Raw genomic sequence first — 17,701 nt, 5'->3', positions numbered from 1 at the left:
CCGTCAGCTGTCGGTCAGCGAGGCGACAAGCATGAGCGCCGCGTCCTTGGACGCGCGCCTCAGTTCGCCCATGCCGCCGAGCATCGTCAGCGAATCGACGTTGAAATAGATGCCCGTCACGCCCGTCGCCACCGCCGAGACCCTGTCTGGCGCGGCGCCGGGATAAGCCTCCTGCAGTACGGACGCGATGGCGGCGATGAAATCCGCGATCCAGCCTTTCATCCGTCCGGCAAGCACCGGCCGGTCCGCCGCCGCGGCAATCAGCGCCTCGGCGACCAGCACATGCGTGTCGTTGCTGTGCCTTATGTCGAACAGGATATCGACCAGTGCGCGGGCCCGGCCGCTGTCCGGCAGCGCGGGGACGAGATCGCGGATCCGCTGTTCGGACACGTCGAAGAACCGTTCCACAAGGGCATCGAACAGGTCGTCGCGGTTTCCGACATTGTGGCGGATCAGCGCCCGGGCAAGTCCCGCCTGCTTTGCCACCCGCTCGAGCGTCGCGCCATCGATGCCGAAGCGTGCGACGCATTGCTCATAGGCATCGAGGATTTCCGCCGTCCGCTCCGCCTTGATGCTCGGTCTTCCCATTTCCGCTCCATATTAATTGTCGATCTTGACAATAAAAAATTAGCGCTTAATTGTAAATTATCAATGCTGACAATAAAGGGCATGATATGGCCGAAATCAGAGATATGAAACCCTTGACCATCCTGGCCATCGTCGTCCTGGCCGTTTCGACGGCGATGGGCTGGTTGTGGGTGTGGGGGCTGCTTTACATCTACTGGGCCCTGGCGGGCCCGATGACCGGCAGCGCCTTTGTCCTCGAAACCGTCCAGCGCAGCGCGAATCCGGTGCTGTTCTGGATCATCAGCGCCGCCTGGTGTGCGGCCGGTGTCTGGACCCTCACGCACGGGCTCGGCCTCGTCTGACAAGGTGACCGCCATGGCTGAAACACCGATGCTCCACCGCCTTCCCGTCGCCGCCTACACGTCCCGGGATTGGTACGACCGGGAACAGGAGATGATCTTCTCGCGCACCTGGCGCTATGCCGGTTTCGCGGAGGATATCGCCGAGCCGGGCCAGTACATGGCCGTTCAGGCCGGGCTCAACAACATCTTCATCGTTATGGGCCGCGACCGGCGCCTGCGTGCCTTTCACAACATCTGCCGTCACCGCGGAACGCAGCTCATCCGCGCCGTCGGCAAAGCGCAAAAGGCGCTGACCTGCCCCTATCACGACTGGACTTACGATCTGGAAGGCAACCTGATCTCCATCCCGGACGAGGACCGCGAATACGGATCCGTCGACAAGTCCTGCCTCGGTCTGAAGCCCGCATCCGTCGATTTGTGGCGCGGTATGCTGTTCGTCCATCCGGACCCCGGGGCCGGTTCGATCGCCGAATGGTTCGGCGATATCGAACCGATGCTCGGGCCGCACCGGGTCGAGGAGCTGGTCGAATATCCCGATGCCCGCAATTCCTACGAGATCCGGGCCAACTGGAAGATCGTCGTTGAGAACTTCATCGACGTCTACCACCTGTCGCACCTGCATTCAGGCACCCTCGGCATGTACGACCACGCCAGGGCCGAATACGGCTTTGTCGGGCCGCATTACGCGTTCTGGGAACCGCCTTCCGCCGACTACGGCGCGGATATCGGGAAGAACGCGCCCTATCCGCTGGTCATCCCGGCCGAACAGGCCGGAACCTGGGTCCCAATGCTGTTTCCAGGCATCGGGCTGGCCGAAAGCGAGAGCGACTGGACCACCTTCATCGTCACGCCTCTGGCGCCCGATTTGACGCGCGTCGAAAACCGTTCGCGCGTCGCCAATGTCTCTGATTGGGAATTCGGCAGGCAGGCGAGCCGCTCGGCCGGGTTCTGGCGCGGCCGGGTCCGCGGCAAATATTCGTCTGAGGACGCCGCCGGCGAGGACGATCCCATGGCCGACGGCGACTTCACCGCCGAGGACATCTATGCCTGCGAGCAGCAGCAGAAGTCGCTGCAGAGCCCGCATTTCGAGGTCGGCCCGGCGGCGAAGGGCGAGAGCCCCGTTCTGGGGCACCAGGAGGTGGTGCGCGACTATGTCGAGGGCCGGCGCTGATGCGCGGTTTTCACAATTTGCGCGTGTCCGCCGCGCGCCGGGAGATCGACGGCCGGGCGAAGTCGGTGACATTCGACGTGCCGGCGGCGCTTGCGGAGACCTTTTTCTGGCGGCCGGGCCAGCACATCACGCTGCGCCTTCGCCTCGATGGCGAGGAGGTCCGCCGGTCCTATTCGGTCTCCGCCTCGCCCTTTTCGGGTGAGCCGTTGCGGATCACCGTCAAGCGCGTCGGGAACGGCCTCGTGTCCAACCACATCAATGACCACGTGAAGACAGGCGATGTCCTCGAAGTCATGCCGCCCTTCGGCGGTTTTTGCCTCGATCCCGGTGCGAAGCTGCGGCGCACCCACTATTTCTTCGCCGGCGGCAGCGGCATTACCCCGCTCTACGCGATGCTGCGCTCGGTCCTGTGCGCCGAGCCGCATTCCTTCACGCACCTCGTCTACGGCAACCGCGACGCCGGCTCTGTCATCTTCCGGCAGAAGCTCGATGCGCTGCTTGAAGAATACCCGGAGCGGCTGACCGTCTCGCATGTGCTTTCAAAGCCGTCCCTCTTCTCGTCCTTCGGCTACTGGCGGCGCGGCCGCATCGACCGGGCGGCGCTCGATGCACATTTCGGCGAGAACCCGCCCTACGCGCAGGACGCGCAGTATTATATCTGCGGCCCCGGCGCGATGAACGGCGCCGTTCGTGCCGGCCTCAGGGACCTCGACGTTCCGGCGGACCGCATTCACATGGAGAGCTTCGGCGGCGAGGCTGCGGTCGACGACAGCGTCAGCGGTATCGCCTCGAGCGCCACCGTGCGGCTGAACGGAGCCGCGCACCAGGTGACGGTCGCTGCGGGCCGGACACTGCTTGATGCGATGCGCGAGAGCGGCCTCGAGCCGCCTTTCTCCTGCCAGTCCGGCGTCTGTGGCGCCTGCGTCGCAAGGCTCACCGGCGGCAAGGTCCACATGCGCGCCCGCATGGCGCTGGAGGACGCCGACGTGGCGAAGGGCAAAATCCTGACCTGCCAGTCACTGCCGGTGACCCGGGAATTGGATGTCCGGTTCGAGTAACCGCTGCCTGTGCTAGCGGACCGATTTGAGCCAGCGTCGAAAAACATCGACATCCGGATTGTTCATTGCGCCCGCTTCATAGGCGAGAAAATAGCCATAGTCTGAGAGCTCGAAGGTGCTCAGCCGCTTCAGCCGACCGGCCTCGATCTCCGGATCGACTAGCGCGTCGTTGAGCGCGACGCCTTGACCGTCCATCACCGCCTGGACGCGCACATTGGGATCGGGGATGATCAGCGTGTCCGCCCGCCCGTTGTGGGGAAGCCCCGCAACGGCATACCATCGCGACCAGGCGTCGCTGTCTTCCCGGTCGCGCAGCAGGGTGAACGCATCGAAGGCCGCTTCAAGCCCGTCCCGTTCCACGCGTTCCAGCGCTCCCCGGTTTCCCGTAGGCCAGGCCGGGCACGGAAACAGGTCTTCAATGACGACGTCGTCCCAATCGCCGTTGCCCCATCGGACCGCGAGGTCGATGCCCTCGCCGCGCAGGTCCATGAGGTCGATCATCGGCTGGATGCGCAGGCGGATATCGGGATGGGCGCGCATGAAATCCATCAGCCGCGGCGACAGCCAGCGCGAGGCGAAATAGGTGGTAACGCCGATCGTCAGTGTGCGGCTGTCGGAATGCCGCATTTCGGCAATCCTCTGCTCGACGGTCTCGAAGGCCGAGTGCACGGTGGCCAGCAGTTCCTGTCCCTTCGACGTCAGTGAAATGCCGCGGGCGTGCCGCTTGAAAACCGCAAATCCCAACTCGGCCTCGAGCTGGCGCATCTGATGGCTTACGGCGCCCTTGGTCAGCAGAAGCTCGTCGGCTGCGGAGGCGAAACTGCCGTGCCGCGCGACGATGGTGAACACCCTCAAATTGTCATAGTGCCGGAATCGCATATCAAGAGACTAATTTCATTAGTCGCTCAGTGCAAAATTTTTCGATTTTTTTCGTCTCTTGTTTGTCGGAGGATGGATTAGGGCGGTCAGATGCCGTTTGCGCTAGTCATTTGGAGTAATTGGATTGAACGTGGATATAGCCAGGAATCCGCTTGCTTCAACTCCCCGGCGGCGCGGGCGTCGCTCCGGCCGCCCGTTGGACGTGCCGAGGCGCACCACGCAAACCCGAACGATTCCTGCCTATGGCCTGCTCAGCGAGCGGGCGCTCGTTGAGATCGAAAAACAGGCCGACTGGATTCTTGAAAAAGTGGGTGTGGAGTTTCGCGGCGACGAAGTTGCGCGTGACTTGCTGCGCGATGCCGGCGCATCTGTCGACGGCGACCGTGTGCGCTTTGAAGCGGGCCTTGCGCGCGCGCTCTGCGCCACCGCGCCCGAGCGTTTTTTGCTGCACGCGCGCAATCCTCTTCGGACCGTTACCCTGGGCGGCGACCATATCGTCCTGATGCCGGGTTACGGCTCGCCCTTCGTCACCGATCTCGATCGCGGCCGCCGCTATGCGTCGATCGAGGATTTCCGCAATTTTGTCCGGCTGACCTTTATGTCGCCGGCGCTGCATCATTCGGGCGGCACGGTGTGCGAACCGGTCGATATCCCCGTGAACAAGCGGCACCTCGATATGGTCTACGCGCATCTGCGCCTTTCGGACAAGCCCTTCATGGGCGCCGTGACCGCGCCGGAAAGGGCGCGCGATTCCATTGATATGGCGCGCATCGTGTTCGGCCGGGAGATCATGGAATCCCATGCCGTCATTCAGGCCAACATCAACGTCAATTCGCCGCTCGTCTTCGACGAGACCATGTCGGGTTCGCTGCGCGTTTATGCCGAGGCCGGCCAGTGCGTGTGCGTTTCGCCTGCCATCTTCGGCGGGGCGATGGGACCGGTCACGCCGGCCGCGACAGCGGCGCAGACCCTTGCGGAAGCGATGGCCGGCATTGCCCTTGCGCAGTGCGTCCGGCCGGGCTGTCCGGTGGTTTTCGGCAGCTTCCACTCGACCATGGACCTTCGCAGCGGCGCACTCACCTTCGGAACGCCCGAGGCCGGTCACGTGACCATGGCGCTGTCGCAGCTCGGCCGGCGGCTCGGCGTGCCGGTTCGCTCCGGCGGCGGCCAGATCACCGCCGCCAATGCGCCGGACGGTCAGGCGATGCTCGACAGCGCCAATGCGCTCTGGGCGACAATGATTTCGGGTGCCCACCAGGTCTGGCACGCGGCCGGATGGCTCGAGGGCGGACTGACCATGTCCTATGAGAAGTTCGTCATGGACGTCGACAATTGCGGCGCCATGCTGCGCTTGCTGGAAGGCATGGCAGTGGATGACGATGCGTTCGCCCGCGCGTCCTACCAGGAAGCCGGACCGGGCGAGAATTTCCTGTCGACGGCGCACACACTTCGTCATTGCGCGATCGCGAACTACCAGTCGGTTCTGCCGCAGGCAGGCCCTTTCGAGACCTGGCGCGAACGCGGCAGCCAGAGCGCCGCCGAACGCGCCAACACGGTCTGGAAGTCGGTGCTTGCTGCCTATCAGCCGCCCGAGATCGACCCGCATATCGACAAGGCGCTGCAGGACTTCATGGCCGAACGCAAATCGGCCATGCCCGATGAATGGTACTGAACGACCCGGAGGATTTTCGTGACTGAAGAACGCACCCGCACATCGGCGCTCGCCTCGCGCCACACCGCCCTCGGTTCCGGCCTGGAAGACTGGAACGGCATGGGCACGGCCTGGACCTACGATACCGATCCCGACGACGAGCATGACGCGGTCCGCGAGGCCGCCGGCATGTTCGACATGTCGCCGCTCAAGAAGATCATCGTTTCCGGTCCGGATGCGGCAGCGGTCCTCAATCATCTGGTGACGCGCGACATCAGGAAAATTGCGCCGGGCACATCCGCCTATCTGTCTGTATTGACCGACAGGGGCACCATGGCGGACGATGCGATCCTCTACAACAACGGAGAGGGCCAGTGGATGATCGTCCACGGCTCGGGCGACACGATGGCGTTGCTCCGGGCTTCCGCCAGGGGCAGGACCGTGTCGATCGAATTCGACGACGACCTGCACGACCTGTCGGTCCAAGGCCCAGACTCTCTCGCGATCCTCAACGAACATTGCAACGTCAATCTGGGCGCACTGGCCTATTTCCGGCACGCGCCCATGACGCTTTTCGGCCATCCCTGCCATGTATCCCGCACCGGCTATTCCGGCGAGCGCGGTTACGAGATCTTTGCCGGAAGTTCGGCGATCTGCGCCATCTGGGACGGGCTGGTGGAGGCCGGCGTCATGCCCTGCTCTTTCACGGCCCTGGACAAGCTGCGCATCGAGGCCGGGCTGCTGTTCTACGGGTATGACATGACGGCCGATCACACGCCCTACGAGGTGGGCCTCGGATTTACCGTGAACACCACGAAAGGCGACTTCCGCGGCCGCGGGGCGCTGTTGGCCTCGAGGGGTCGGGAGAAGATTGCCAATGTCTGCCTCGATATCGATCACAACGACATGGTCGCCGGCGGCGAGGAGCTATCGGTGAACGGCGAAGCCATCGGCATCGTCAATAGCCCCTGCCATTCCCGCAGGCTCGGCAAGTCGCTGGCGCTGGCGCACGTGGCCCCGTCGGCCGCCGTGCCTGGCACGCGGCTTAAGCTCAATGGCGCAGACATCGACACGACCGCCACAGTCGTTTCGATGCCGATCTACGACCCGGAGAAGCTCCGCACGCACCAGGCGTGAGGAGACCGCTTCGCTGACTTACCTCAAGCCGCCTGGGTCTTGAGCCAGCTAAGCACACGCTCGGCCTTGGCTCCGTGCGGCCGGTTTTCCGGCCACACGACATAGTGGCCCTGGCCGACATTGTAGTCGCCGATATCCAGCCGCTCGAGCAGGCCCTGGTCCACCAGGACCTCGACGATATGGTCCCATCCATGGGCGATGCCCTCGCCGGCGATGGCCGCCTGGATGACCAGCGCATAGTCGTTGAACAGCAAGCCCCCGCCGGTGTCGACATAGTCCAGCCCCTGCGCCGCGAACCAGTCCCGCCATCCGGCGCGCGGCCGGAACGGCTCTTCCAGGTGGACGAGCGCATGCGACAGGAGATCGGCGGCGTTTTCCGGCCGGCCGGCCGTTTCGAGATAAGCCGGGCTGCACACCGGATAGATGATTTCCGGCCCCAGCCGCAGCACATTGTAGCCCGGCCACTGGCCGGAGCCGAGCCGCACGCCGAAGGAGAGCCCCTCGCGCGCCACGTCGATATCCTTGTCGGTCGTCTGCAGCCTGATGTCGATATCCGGGTTGTCGCGCCGGAACGTCGCCAGCCGCGGCAGCATCCAGTAATGGGCGAAGGCGGTGGAGCAGGACAGGGAAACGTGGTCCTCGGGATGGCCGGCGACCGCATCGGCCGAATTCAGGATGTGCATTAGCCCAAATGATACGTCGGCATAGAAACGCTCGCCCGCCTCGGTCAGGCTGATGCTGCGGTGTCCGCGCTCGAAGAGCCGCGTTCCGAGCGCCTGTTCGAGTTTCTTGACCGACAGGCTGACCGCCGGCTGGGAAACATTGAGTTCGCCCGCGGCCTCGGTAAAGGACAGATGCCTCGCTGCGGCCTCGAAGGCGAAGAGGGAAGCTGGAGACTGGATGCGCTGGTACAGTTTTCGCATTACTGCAGTTTATGCGATGACAAAGATTTTTCAATCGTCACAACACATGAAATTGCGTCTAGGTTCGGCGACGATCCATTTGCGATAGGATGTCGATGGCAACCGCGTCCGACCGGTCAATTTGGGATAGGGTGCACATGAGGACAGCATCGAGACGGGCCCGCAGAACCGAGCGCCCCGCGCCGGCAATGCCGGCATTCATCACACGCAAGCTTCCCTTCGTCGAATACATGCGCGAAGAGGGTCTCGTGCGCATCGAGGAGCAGGCCGACAGGCTGATCGAGGAAATCGGCATCGAGTTCCGTGACGATCTCAAGGCGCTGCGCATCTGGAAGGAAGCCGGGGCGGACATCAAGGGGACCCGGGTGCGCCTGCCGCGCGGCATGGCGCGCGAGCTGCTTAAAACCGCCCCGACAAAATTCACCCAGCATGCGCGCAATGCCGCCCGCACCGTCGAAATCGGCGAGACGAGCACGGTATTTGCGCCGATCTATGGCGCCCCCTTCACCCGCTGTCTCGAAAAGGGCCGGCGCTACGGAAGCTTCGAGGATTTCGACAAGCTCTCGAAACTCGTTTCCATGCTGCCGTCGCTGCATCACATGGGGCTCGTCATCTGCGAGCCTTGCGATCTGCCGGTCAACAAGCGGCATCTCGACATGCTGCTCGCGCACATGCGCAATTCCGACAAGCCGTTCCTCGGCGCGATCACCGAAAAGAGCCGCGCCGAGGACAGTGTCGAAATGGCGCGCATCCTCTTCGGCGAGACCTTCATGCGGGACAACTGCGTGATCATGGGCAATGTCAACACCAACTCGCCGCTGCATGTCGACAAGGTGGTGACCGAGGCGATCCAGGTCTATTGCGGCGCCGGCCAGGGCATTGTCGTCGCGCCCTTTATTCTCGGCGGCGCCATGGGGCCGGTCACGACGGCCGCCTCGATCGCCCAGGCCCTGGCCGAGGCCATGGTCTGCGGCGCCTTCAGCCAGCTCGTCAAGCCCGGCGCGCCCTTCGTGCTCGGCAATTTCCTGTCATCGATGAGCCTGAAGAGCGGCGCGCCGACCTTCGGCATGCCCGAGCCCGTCGCCTCCAACTACATCATCGGCCAGCTCGCCCGCCGCCTCGGCGTGCCGCTGCGCTGCGGGGGATCGCTCACCGCCTCCAAGCTGCCGGACGCGCAGGCCGCGGCCGAGAGCGCCGACAGCATGCATTCGACTGCCATGGGCGGGGCCAATTTCGTCCTGCATTCCGCCGGCTGGATGGAGGGCGGCCTCGTCACCGGTTTCGAGAAGCTGGTGATCGATGCCGACCGCCTCGGCGCTTACCAGAAGCTGCTCGGCGGCATCGACACGGACGACAACGCGTTGGGCACCAACGCCTATGAGGATGTCGAGCCGGCCGGCCACTTCCTCGGCTCGGCCCACACCATGCGCAACTACGAGACCGCCTATTACGATGCGGTGCTGTCGGATTCCGAAAGCTTCGAGCAATGGACGGAGCGCGGCGGCAAGGACACCGCGCAGCGCGCCTTCGAGCGCTGGAACAGGATGCTCGACGAACATCAGGCACCGCCGCTCGATGATGCGATCGACGGGGCGCTCGCCGACTACGTCGAAAAGAAAAAACGGGACATGCCCGACGCCTGGTACTGAACGGCGCGGCCCACGGAGTCTTTAAAAATGCAATCACATGCAAAAGTGGTCATCATCGGCGGTGGCGTTGTCGGCTGCTCGATCCTGTTTCACCTTGCCAAGTTCGGCTGGCGCGACGTCGTGCTCCTGGAGCGCAACGAACTGACGTCCGGCTCAAGCTGGCACGCCGCCGGCCAGATCCACACCATCAGTTCCGATCCGAACATCTCGCGCCTGCAGGGCTACACGATCAACCTCTATCGTGAGATCGAGGAGCTCTCCGGCCAGTCCTGCGGCATGCATTCGACCGGCGGATTCTATCTTGCCTCCAACCAGGACTGGTACGACTATCTCAAGCGCGAGCGCTCCAAGGCGCGCTACATGGGCCTCGACCAGGAATTCATCTCCGTCGAGGAGGCGGCGCGCCGCCACCCGCTCATCGATCCGAGCCGCTATGTCGCCGCGCTCTGGGATCCGCTCGACGGCGATATCGACCCGTCCGGCGTTACCTACGCCTACGCCAAGGCGGCGCGCCATTATGGCGGCACCTACCACACCCACACGCCGGTGATCGAAACCAGCCAGAAGCCGGACGGCTCCTGGGACGTGGTGACCCCGAACGGAACGATCAATGCCGAATACATCGTCAATGCCGGCGGCCTGTGGGCGCGCGAGGTCGGTCATCTGTCGGGCGTCGATCTGCCCGTACAGCCGATGGAGCACCACTATCTCATCACCGAGGCGATCCCAGAGATCGTCGAGCGCGATCCGGAGGACCGGCTGCCCGCCGGCATCGACTACGAGGGCAACATCTATTTCCGCCAGGAGCGCCAGGGTATGCTGCTGGGCACCTACGAGCCGCGCTCGACACCCTGGAAGGTCGGGGGCACGCCGCAGGATTTCGGCCACGAATTGCTGGCGCCGGATCTCGACCGCATCGCCGACCGGCTGGAACTCGGCTTCGAGCGCATTCCGGCGCTTGGCCGCGCCGGCATCAAGGACATGATCAACGGCCCCTTCACCTTCGGTCCCGACGGCAATCCGATGATCGGGCCGGTGCCCGGCATGCGGAACTACTGGGTCGCCGTCGGCGTCATGGCGGGTTTCTGCCAGGGCGGCGGGGTCGGCCTGTGCATGGCCGAATGGATGATCGACGGCGAGCCGTCCATCGACGTGTGGGCGATGGACGTCGCCCGCTTCGGCGAGTTCGCGACGCCCGAATACGGCACCATCAAGTCGTCGGAGAATTACGAGCGCCGTTTCGTCATGACCTTCCCGAACGAGACGCTGCCGAAGGGCCGCCGCCAGAAGACGACGGCACTCTACGACCGGCTGATCGCCAGGGGCGCGGTGATGGATGCGAGCTTCGGCCTCGAACACGTGCTGTGGTTCGCGAACGGTGCCGACGACGCCCACGAGGAGCCGACCTTCAAGCGCTCGCGCGCCCACGACTACGTGGCCGACGAGGTCAAGGCAGTGCGCGAGACCGTCGGCATGATCGAGATCGCCAATTTCGCCAAGCACGCGGTGTCCGGTCCGGGCGCGCGGGCCTTCCTCGGCCGGCTCTGCGCCGGGCGGGTGCCGAAGCCGGGTCGCCTGTCGCTGACGCCGCTTCTTACCGAGGCCGGCCGGCTCTACGGCGATCTCACGGTCGCCTGTCTCGACGAGGAGCGCTTCATCCTGTTCGGTTCCGGCCCGGCGCAGGAGATGCACCGCCGCTGGTTCGAGAAATACCTGCCCGATGAGGGCGTTTCCTACCGCAACGCCTCGGATGACTGGCACGGCATCGCCATTTCCGGTCCGAATTCGCGCGAGTTGCTGCAGCGCCTGTGCCGCGACGACGTGTCGGGCGAAAGCCTGAAATTCCGCGATATCCGCCGCACCTACGTGGCGGGGGTCCCGGTGCTGCTGGCGCGGGTCTCCTTCTCCGGCGAGCTCGGCTACGAGATCTATTGCGCGCCGCAATATCTCATCAAGCTTCATGAGCGCCTGGAAGAGGAGGGCGCCGATCTCGGTTTGAAACCCTATGGAAACCGGGCGCTCATGTCGCTGCGGCTGGAAAAGAACTGGGGCGCCTGGACGCTCGATTTCCGGCCCGATTTCACCCCCGCCCAGTCCGGCCTTGACGCCTTCATCGACTGGGACAAGGATTTCATCGGCAAGGAGGCAGCGCTCGCCGAACGCAAGACCGGCCCCGACCGCAGGCTTGTCGTCATGACCGTCGAGACCGGCGATATCGACGTCAGCAATGACGAGGCGATCATGAAGGACGGCGCCTGCGTCGGCTATGTCAGCTCCGGCGGCTATGCCCACCATGTCGGCAAATCCATGGCCTTCGGCTACGTGCCGCCGGAACTCGCGGCGGACGGAACCGCGTTGGAAGTGGAAATTCTCGGAAACCGTTACCCGGCAAGGGTTACGGCGAAACCGCTCTACGATCCCGAAGGGACTAGGATGCGGGGGTGATTGGAGGTCGGATGTTCGCGCTCAAGGGCCATACGGCAATCGTCACGGGCGGCGCCAGCGGCATCGGTCTCGCGACAGCCCGGATGCTGGCGGCTCTGGATGCCAGCGTCGTTATTGCCGATCTGAACGAAGAGGCCGGGCACGGCGCCGTTGCCGAACTGACGGCCGATGGGCGCAAAGCAATCTTTGTGCGCGCGGATGTGGCCGATGCCGACGACGTGAACGCGCTGGTCGCCGCCACGCTGGAGAAATTCGGATCGCTCGAGATCCTTATGCATTTCGCCGGGATCGGCATGGAGCAAGGCGCGCTGGACACGACGCGCGAGAACTGGGACCGGATCACCGGCGTCAATCTCACCGGCAGCTTCCTGATGATGCAGGCGGCGGGCCGCGTGATGGTCGAAAATGGTTACGGCCGCATTGTCGCCATGTCATCCATGGCCGGCATCCGCGGCGGCACGGGCCGCACCGCCTATGCCGCCTCGAAGGGCGGCGTCGCGGCGATGATGCGGGTGATGTCGGTGGAATGGGCGAAAAGCGGCGTGACCGTCAATGCCCTGGCGCCGGGCGCCATCGAAACCGCGCTGGTCAAGAAGATGCACGACGCGGAAACCCGCCGCGCCTATCTCGCCGGCATCCCGATGGACCGCTACGGCACGCCTGAGGAGGTCGCCGCCGCCGCCGTCTATCTCGCCCTGCCGCAATCGGGCTATATCACCGGCGTCACATTGCCGGTCGACGGCGGCTTCGACGCCAGCGGCGTCATCAAGGACGGGTGACATTCATCGCCAACCAGCTTTGCAATTCGGATGGCCGCTGCCTGGTCGCCTGCCGCGTGGCAGCCTATTTCCTGTTGTGGAAGATGAAACCGATGAAGTTGAGCAGAAGTTGCGCCGCAAGGATCTGTGTGCTTTCCGTCGGGTCATAGGCGGGTGCGACTTCCACAAGGTCCAAGCCGACCACATTGCCGCGTCTGCTCAGCCCCTGCACGATTTCCAGTACGTCATAATAGTTGAAGCCGCCATGGCTGGGCGTGCCTGTCCCCGGTGCGATCGAAGGGCAGAACGCGTCGATGTCGATAGTCACGTAGTAACGCGCACCGCTTGGAATGCGGGCCAGGATCCCTTCGGCCCCCAAAGCGCGGACCTGACGGACCGACAATATGTCGGAGCCGCGCGCGCGGGCCTCGTCATAGCCCTCCCTGGCGGTTGACGACACGTTGCGGATGCCCAGTTGTGTCATGCCGCAGACGTAGTCTTTTTCGATAGCGCGGCGCATCGGGTTTCCGTGACCGAAGGTAACGCCGTGGCGCTCGTCGACGAAATCCAGATGGGCGTCGATCTGCACAATGTGGATCGGCCCGTGCTGGGCGCAGCTGTCGGAAAAGGCATCAACGCAGGGGATATTCACGGAATGATCCCCACCGATCACAACTGGCAGCGCGCCGGCCTGGAGAATTTTCCGCACGCCATATTCGATATTGGCGTGACTTTCCCGGGTCCTGGTGTGGATGATATCAGCGTCGCCGATATCGACCATGCGCACATTGCCGCCAAGGTAGGTAACATCGTCTTCGTGATCATAGGCGCCCGCGTGCCCAAAGCTGAATAAGGTGGAAGCATCGCGTACTGCTCGCGGCCCAAACCGGGCTCCGGAACGCCACTGGGTCCCGAAATCGAACGGCGCGCCGAGGATGGCGACATCGGCATCGATCCGGTCCCAATCCCGGACATATTCAGATTTTCCGAAGGTCGAGATGCCGACAAAGGGCAGGTTCAAACGACCGGCTTCGTATCCATGGCCTGGCATAATCATATCTCCGGGTTAACGATAGGCCAGTTCCGGCAGGAACAGGGCGATCGGAGGGAAGGCAATCAACAACCCGGTGACCAAGAGCAGAATCACCAGGAAAGGTGGCACGCCGCGCACCACGTCAACAAAGGGCCGCCGGAAAACGGCTATCGCCGTAAACAGGTTGCAGCCGAAAGGCGGTGTTGCCGCGCCGATTGCTACCTGCAGGGTGATCAAGACGCCGACCAGAACGGGATCGAGCCCCGTTGTCTTGATCATCGGTGCGAAGATCGGAACGAGGATCAGGATTACGACAATCGAATCGACAAACATGCAGCCGATAAAAAAGGCCAGGTTGATGGCCAGAAGGACCATCAGCGGCCCGGCATCGTTCAGTCCCAGCGCCTGAATAATCGTCTGCGGTACCTGTGCGAACGATAGCGTCCACGAAAAGGCCGCGCCCGCCGCAATCAGGATGAACACGACGGAAGTAATGGCCCCGGTTGACAGGGCTATGCCCGGAAGGTCGCGCATCCGGATCGAACGGAAAACCAGCGCTTCGAGAATGACCGCGTAGAGCACGCAGATCGCTGCTGCTTCGGTTGGCGAGAAGACACCCCCATAGATGCCGCCAACGATGATGAGCGGGAAACCCATCGGCCAGACGGCGCGTCGCGTCGCCAGCAGCCGTGACTTCCAGTTGGCCCGCGGCAGTACGGGAATGTCGTGTCGATAGGCGTACCACATGCAGTAGGCAGAAAAGAGAGCGACAATCAGCAGACCGGGCAGGATTCCAGCAATGAAGAGCTTGGAAATCGAGGTTCCCGAAACAACGCCATAGATGATCATGCCGATCGACGGCGGGATCAGATAGGCAAGATCGGCAGCGTTGACGATCAGTCCGATGGCGAAACTGTCATTGTATCCTGATTTCAGCATTCTGGGACGCATTGCGCCGCCGACCGCGACAACGGTCGCCTGGGTCGACCCGCATACGGCGCCGAACAGAGCGCAGGCACTGGTCACAGAAATCGCCAGTCCGCCCTTTATGTGACCCATGAAGCTCATCACAACGTCGATCAGGCGATTGGCTGAATGACCGCGCGTGATGATGTCTGCGGCGAGAATGAACATCGGTACCGCCACCAGCGCCGCCGGTTTCACGCCTCCGATCATCTGCTGAATCAGGATTTGCAGGCTCATATTCGGGAAGTAGACAAGAAAACCGAGGACCGCCGCAGAAATCAGCGGCATTTTCATCGGGAACCCGGCAAGCAGGAGGACGATCATCACCGCCAGCATCAATTCGGTCATTTGGAGACCTCCTGCTCGTCTGCATCGTGGCGGCTGAGCGCGGCGACGGTTTCGGGGTCTTCGTAACTGTCGACCTCGACGTAGGACACGTAGATCTCGTTTTCTGAAAAGTTGAGATTGCGGATCGCGGTCAGCAGATATTGCACGGCGGTCAGGGCCAGCCCGGCGACCACCCAGATATATGTGAGATAGAGTGGAACCTGCAGTGCGGGCGTTATGCGCCCGCGGTTCGCGACCTTCTGCACATATTCGATCGCATACCAGGTCAGAACCGCCATCATGACCGCCGTGGTGAGCGCGATCACGATCATCAGCGCCTTGCGCAGCCGTTGTGGCAAGGCGTCGTAGACCGCCGACATGCGGATATGGATTCCCTTTCGCGTGGCGTATCCAAGTCCCATGAACGTAATCATGACCATCAGGAACTCGTTCAGTTCCTCGGAGAAGTAAATTGACTGAAGGAATACGTAGCGACCCAGAACGTTGGCGATGGTGTTCGTCGCCATCAGGATAATACCCCAGCTCAGGATGAGCATCTCGACCCTGCAGACCGCCGCATCCAAATTGCCGAGGAACCTGAGGGGAGCCGGCTTGCCGTCCTGCATTTTCTCCTCCCGGGCGATGGCCCCTGCGCGATCCGGCGCGGGGGCCAGGCCGGTGCTGTTAGTTGGAGGCGGCGATTTCCGCCTGTAGGGCATCGAGCAGCGCTTGGCCGCGATCGCCCGCAGCGTCAACATAGGCCCTGGCGGTGTCACCGCTGCGCGCGCGGAATACGTCGCGCTCTTCCTCATTCAGCACGACGAGTTTGATCTCGGGCTTGGCTGCGGTGATGATATCCAGGCGTTTCTTGTTGAAGTCGGTTACGACACCGTCAATGAAACCGGTCATGCCTGCCATGGTTTCGCGCACCAGCTGTTGCCGCTCGGGCGACAGGGTTTCGAACCAGTCGGAACCGGCGACAACCGTGGTGACAAGCTCCTGCTCACCGGCCCATATGAGGTGACTGGTCACTTCATAGAATTTCATTTCCTCAATGGTCGGGATAGGGTTCACCTGTCCGTCGACGGCCCCGAGTTGCAGCGCTCCGAACACTTCGCCGAAAGGCAGCGGTGTCGGACTTGCGCCAATATTTTTATATGTTTCCAGCAGGATCGGCGACACCATCACCCGCATCTTGAAATTCGAAAAATCTTCCGGCGTGCGGATTTCCCGGTTTGTGGTCCAGACCTGAGGGCCTTCCGAGTACATGGTCAGAACTTCGAGGCCGCGCTTCCGGAAATCCTCATTCAGGTCGCTGTAAATTGTTTTCGAACCGCTCAGGATGCCGGAGATTTCGGTCGGATCGGAGGGCAGGAGATAGGGCAACAGAAAAACCTGGCTTTCCGGTACGATCGTACCGAGATTGCCGATGGAAACATTGGTGAACTGGATGATTCCGTCGGAAGCCTGTTCAACAGTTTCGGTCGGGGTGCCAAGCGTGCCCATCGGATAGACGGTCACCGTCACGTCGCCATTGGTCGCGGCCTCTATGCGGGATTTGAATTCCTGCGCATAGGCATCCATGATGGATCCGGGGATCTCCTCAATGGCGAATTTCCAGTCCTCCGCCATGGCACCGACCGGTGTCGCGGCGAGCACAATCGCGATGGCGATTGTTTTCAGTTTCGCGAATGAAAAGCTCATCTTGTCTGTCCTCCCAGAGGTTTCAGTCCGTCGCTGATCCGGGAAGAAAGACCATATCCTATTACATGAAACAATATCGAATATTATATACTTACATTCTCAGAATTCATGTAATATCGCGTAGCGGCACCGGTTCGGGAGAAGGCGATTGAAACTGATGCAAAACAACCTGCTGGAAACATTCGTCACCGTGGTCGAATGCGGCGGATTTTCGGACGCACAATACGCACTGGGCATCACGCAATCGGCGATAAGCTGCAGGATACGCGACCTTGAGCTGGCGCTTGGCTACCGGGTCTGTCAACGCGGGCGGAGCGGCTTCTGCCTCACGGAGCGCGGCCAGATCGCCTATGAAAAGGCATGCGCCATGCTTCGCCGCGTGCGTGATTTCGATGCCGAGTTGACAGAGTTGCGGGACACGATCACCGGTGAATTGCGCATTGGCGTCGTCGACGCGGTGACTAGCCTTCCGGGGTTTCCGCTGGTCGCTGCGCTTCAGCGTTTTCTCGGTCGCAAAAACGACGTTCGGCTCGAGATCGTCGTGGCTTCGCCAACCGATCTTACCCAGGGTCTAATCACCGGGAGCGTGCATGTTGCCATTGCGCCGTTCAAAAACAAGGTGGCCGAGCTCAGCTACACCGAAGTCTGTACCGAGGGACACAGCCTTTATTGCGGCCGCCAGCATCCGTTGTTCGACGCCTCGGCAGACGCGATCACCCCGGAAATCCTGAACCGGTTTCCAGTCTGCCAACGCTCCTACGACACGGCGGCGGGGCCGGCTTTCGGTTCGGCCTTTCCGAAGGCCGTCGTCGCCAATATGGAGGCGATGGCCATGTTGATCCTCAGCGGACGCTACCTCGGCGCGTTGCCCGATCACTATGCGCAAGGATGGGTGGCCTCCGGAGATCTCAGAACGCTCGACCATCCGGAACTTTCGTGGAAATCGGAATTCCATCTCGCAGTGCGCCAATCGCAGGCGCAACGTCGTGCAGTTGAACTGTTGGTCAAAGATGTCCTGAGCAGCGCTGGGATCTGAAAGAAGCGGTATGCGGGAAAAGGAAGAATAACCTT

Annotated in this window: 16 protein-coding genes; 9 read left to right on the top strand and 7 right to left on the bottom strand. The window is 62.6% G+C overall.

Features of this window, described 5'->3' with window-relative positions; genetic code table 11:
* Nucleotides 1-3 precede the first annotated feature (3 nt).
* Nucleotides 4-588: a TetR/AcrR family transcriptional regulator gene (locus E4M07_RS08100; protein WP_136657807.1), complete on the bottom strand. Its 585-nt coding sequence runs from the start codon at nt 586-588 to the stop codon at nt 4-6.
* A gap of 86 nt (nt 589-674) precedes the next feature.
* Between E4M07_RS08100 and E4M07_RS08095 the strand changes: the two genes are divergently transcribed.
* Genes E4M07_RS08095 through E4M07_RS08085 form a run of 3 tightly spaced genes read left to right on the top strand, consistent with a single transcriptional unit; the run spans nt 675 to nt 3,158 of the window.
* Nucleotides 675-929 carry a hypothetical protein gene (locus tag E4M07_RS08095; RefSeq protein ID WP_136657806.1) on the top strand — a complete coding sequence of 85 codons (255 nt, stop codon included), beginning with the start codon at nt 675-677 and terminating at the stop codon, nt 927-929.
* Between the two features lie 13 nt (nt 930-942).
* Nucleotides 943-2,100 carry an aromatic ring-hydroxylating dioxygenase subunit alpha gene (locus tag E4M07_RS08090; RefSeq protein WP_206057201.1) on the top strand — a complete coding sequence of 386 codons (1,158 nt, stop codon included), beginning with the start codon at nt 943-945 and terminating at the stop codon, nt 2,098-2,100.
* A complete protein-coding gene (locus E4M07_RS08085; protein ID WP_136657805.1) occupies nt 2,100-3,158 on the top strand; it encodes a ferredoxin--NADP reductase in 1,059 nt (352 codons plus the stop codon). The genes E4M07_RS08090 and E4M07_RS08085 overlap by 1 nt, the downstream gene beginning before the upstream one ends.
* A 12-nt stretch (nt 3,159-3,170) precedes the next feature.
* Here the strand turns inward: E4M07_RS08085 and E4M07_RS08080 are convergent, their stop codons facing one another.
* Complete coding sequence (locus E4M07_RS08080; protein ID WP_136657804.1) at nt 3,171-4,037, bottom strand: LysR substrate-binding domain-containing protein; 867 nt, start codon at nt 4,035-4,037, stop codon at nt 3,171-3,173.
* A 130-nt stretch (nt 4,038-4,167) separates the two neighbouring features.
* Here E4M07_RS08080 and E4M07_RS08075 point away from each other — a divergent pair, with 130 nt between their 5' ends.
* Both E4M07_RS08075 and E4M07_RS08070 read left to right on the top strand, forming a co-directional pair.
* Complete coding sequence (locus tag E4M07_RS08075; RefSeq protein ID WP_136657803.1) at nt 4,168-5,709, top strand: trimethylamine methyltransferase family protein; 1,542 nt, start codon at nt 4,168-4,170, stop codon at nt 5,707-5,709.
* An 18-nt stretch (nt 5,710-5,727) separates the two neighbouring features.
* Nucleotides 5,728-6,825 (top strand): aminomethyltransferase family protein, encoded by a 1,098-nt coding sequence (locus tag E4M07_RS08070; protein ID WP_136657802.1) that lies wholly within the window; start codon nt 5,728-5,730, stop codon nt 6,823-6,825.
* Between the two features lie 23 nt (nt 6,826-6,848).
* Here the strand turns inward: E4M07_RS08070 and E4M07_RS08065 are convergent, their stop codons facing one another.
* Nucleotides 6,849-7,748 (bottom strand): LysR substrate-binding domain-containing protein, encoded by a 900-nt coding sequence (locus E4M07_RS08065; RefSeq protein ID WP_136657801.1) that lies wholly within the window; start codon nt 7,746-7,748, stop codon nt 6,849-6,851.
* A 137-nt stretch (nt 7,749-7,885) separates the two neighbouring features.
* Here E4M07_RS08065 and E4M07_RS08060 point away from each other — a divergent pair, with 137 nt between their 5' ends.
* The 3 genes from E4M07_RS08060 to E4M07_RS08050 are packed head-to-tail and all read left to right on the top strand — an operon-like array spanning nt 7,886 to nt 12,621.
* Nucleotides 7,886-9,397, top strand: a complete 1,512-nt coding sequence (locus tag E4M07_RS08060; RefSeq protein ID WP_136657800.1) for a trimethylamine methyltransferase family protein — start codon at nt 7,886-7,888, stop codon at nt 9,395-9,397.
* Between the two features lie 27 nt (nt 9,398-9,424).
* Nucleotides 9,425-11,842 carry an FAD-dependent oxidoreductase gene (locus E4M07_RS08055; RefSeq protein WP_136657799.1) on the top strand — a complete coding sequence of 806 codons (2,418 nt, stop codon included), beginning with the start codon at nt 9,425-9,427 and terminating at the stop codon, nt 11,840-11,842.
* 11 nt (nt 11,843-11,853) lie between these two features.
* Nucleotides 11,854-12,621, top strand: a complete 768-nt coding sequence (locus E4M07_RS08050; RefSeq protein WP_136657798.1) for an SDR family NAD(P)-dependent oxidoreductase — start codon at nt 11,854-11,856, stop codon at nt 12,619-12,621.
* 64 nt (nt 12,622-12,685) lie between these two features.
* On the opposite strand, the gene speB is transcribed toward E4M07_RS08050, so the two are convergent.
* The 4 genes from speB to dctP are packed head-to-tail and all read right to left on the bottom strand — an operon-like array spanning nt 12,686 to nt 16,630.
* A complete protein-coding gene (gene speB / locus E4M07_RS08045; protein ID WP_136657797.1) occupies nt 12,686-13,651 on the bottom strand; it encodes an agmatinase in 966 nt (321 codons plus the stop codon).
* Nucleotides 13,652-13,666: 15 nt separating this feature from the next.
* Entirely contained in the window at nt 13,667-14,947 is a 1,281-nt protein-coding gene (locus tag E4M07_RS08040; protein WP_136657796.1) for a TRAP transporter large permease, read from the bottom strand.
* Nucleotides 14,944-15,552, bottom strand: a complete 609-nt coding sequence (locus E4M07_RS08035) for a TRAP transporter small permease (RefSeq protein ID WP_136657795.1) — start codon at nt 15,550-15,552, stop codon at nt 14,944-14,946. The genes E4M07_RS08040 and E4M07_RS08035 overlap by 4 nt, the downstream gene beginning before the upstream one ends.
* Nucleotides 15,553-15,610: 58 nt before the next feature.
* On the bottom strand, nt 15,611-16,630 hold the full coding sequence (gene dctP, locus E4M07_RS08030; protein ID WP_136657794.1) for a TRAP transporter substrate-binding protein DctP: 1,020 nt from the start codon (nt 16,628-16,630) through the stop codon (nt 15,611-15,613).
* 157 nt (nt 16,631-16,787) lie between these two features.
* Here dctP and E4M07_RS08025 point away from each other — a divergent pair, with 157 nt between their 5' ends.
* Nucleotides 16,788-17,666, top strand: coding sequence for a LysR family transcriptional regulator (locus E4M07_RS08025; RefSeq protein ID WP_246660425.1), 879 nt, complete (start codon nt 16,788-16,790; stop codon nt 17,664-17,666).
* Nucleotides 17,667-17,701: the final 35 nt, after the last annotated feature.

Source organism: Nitratireductor sp. XY-223 (assembly GCF_004959855.1).
Lineage (GTDB): Bacteria > Pseudomonadota > Alphaproteobacteria > Rhizobiales > Rhizobiaceae > Hoeflea_A.
This window is presented reverse-complemented; position numbering and strand designations above follow the sequence as displayed.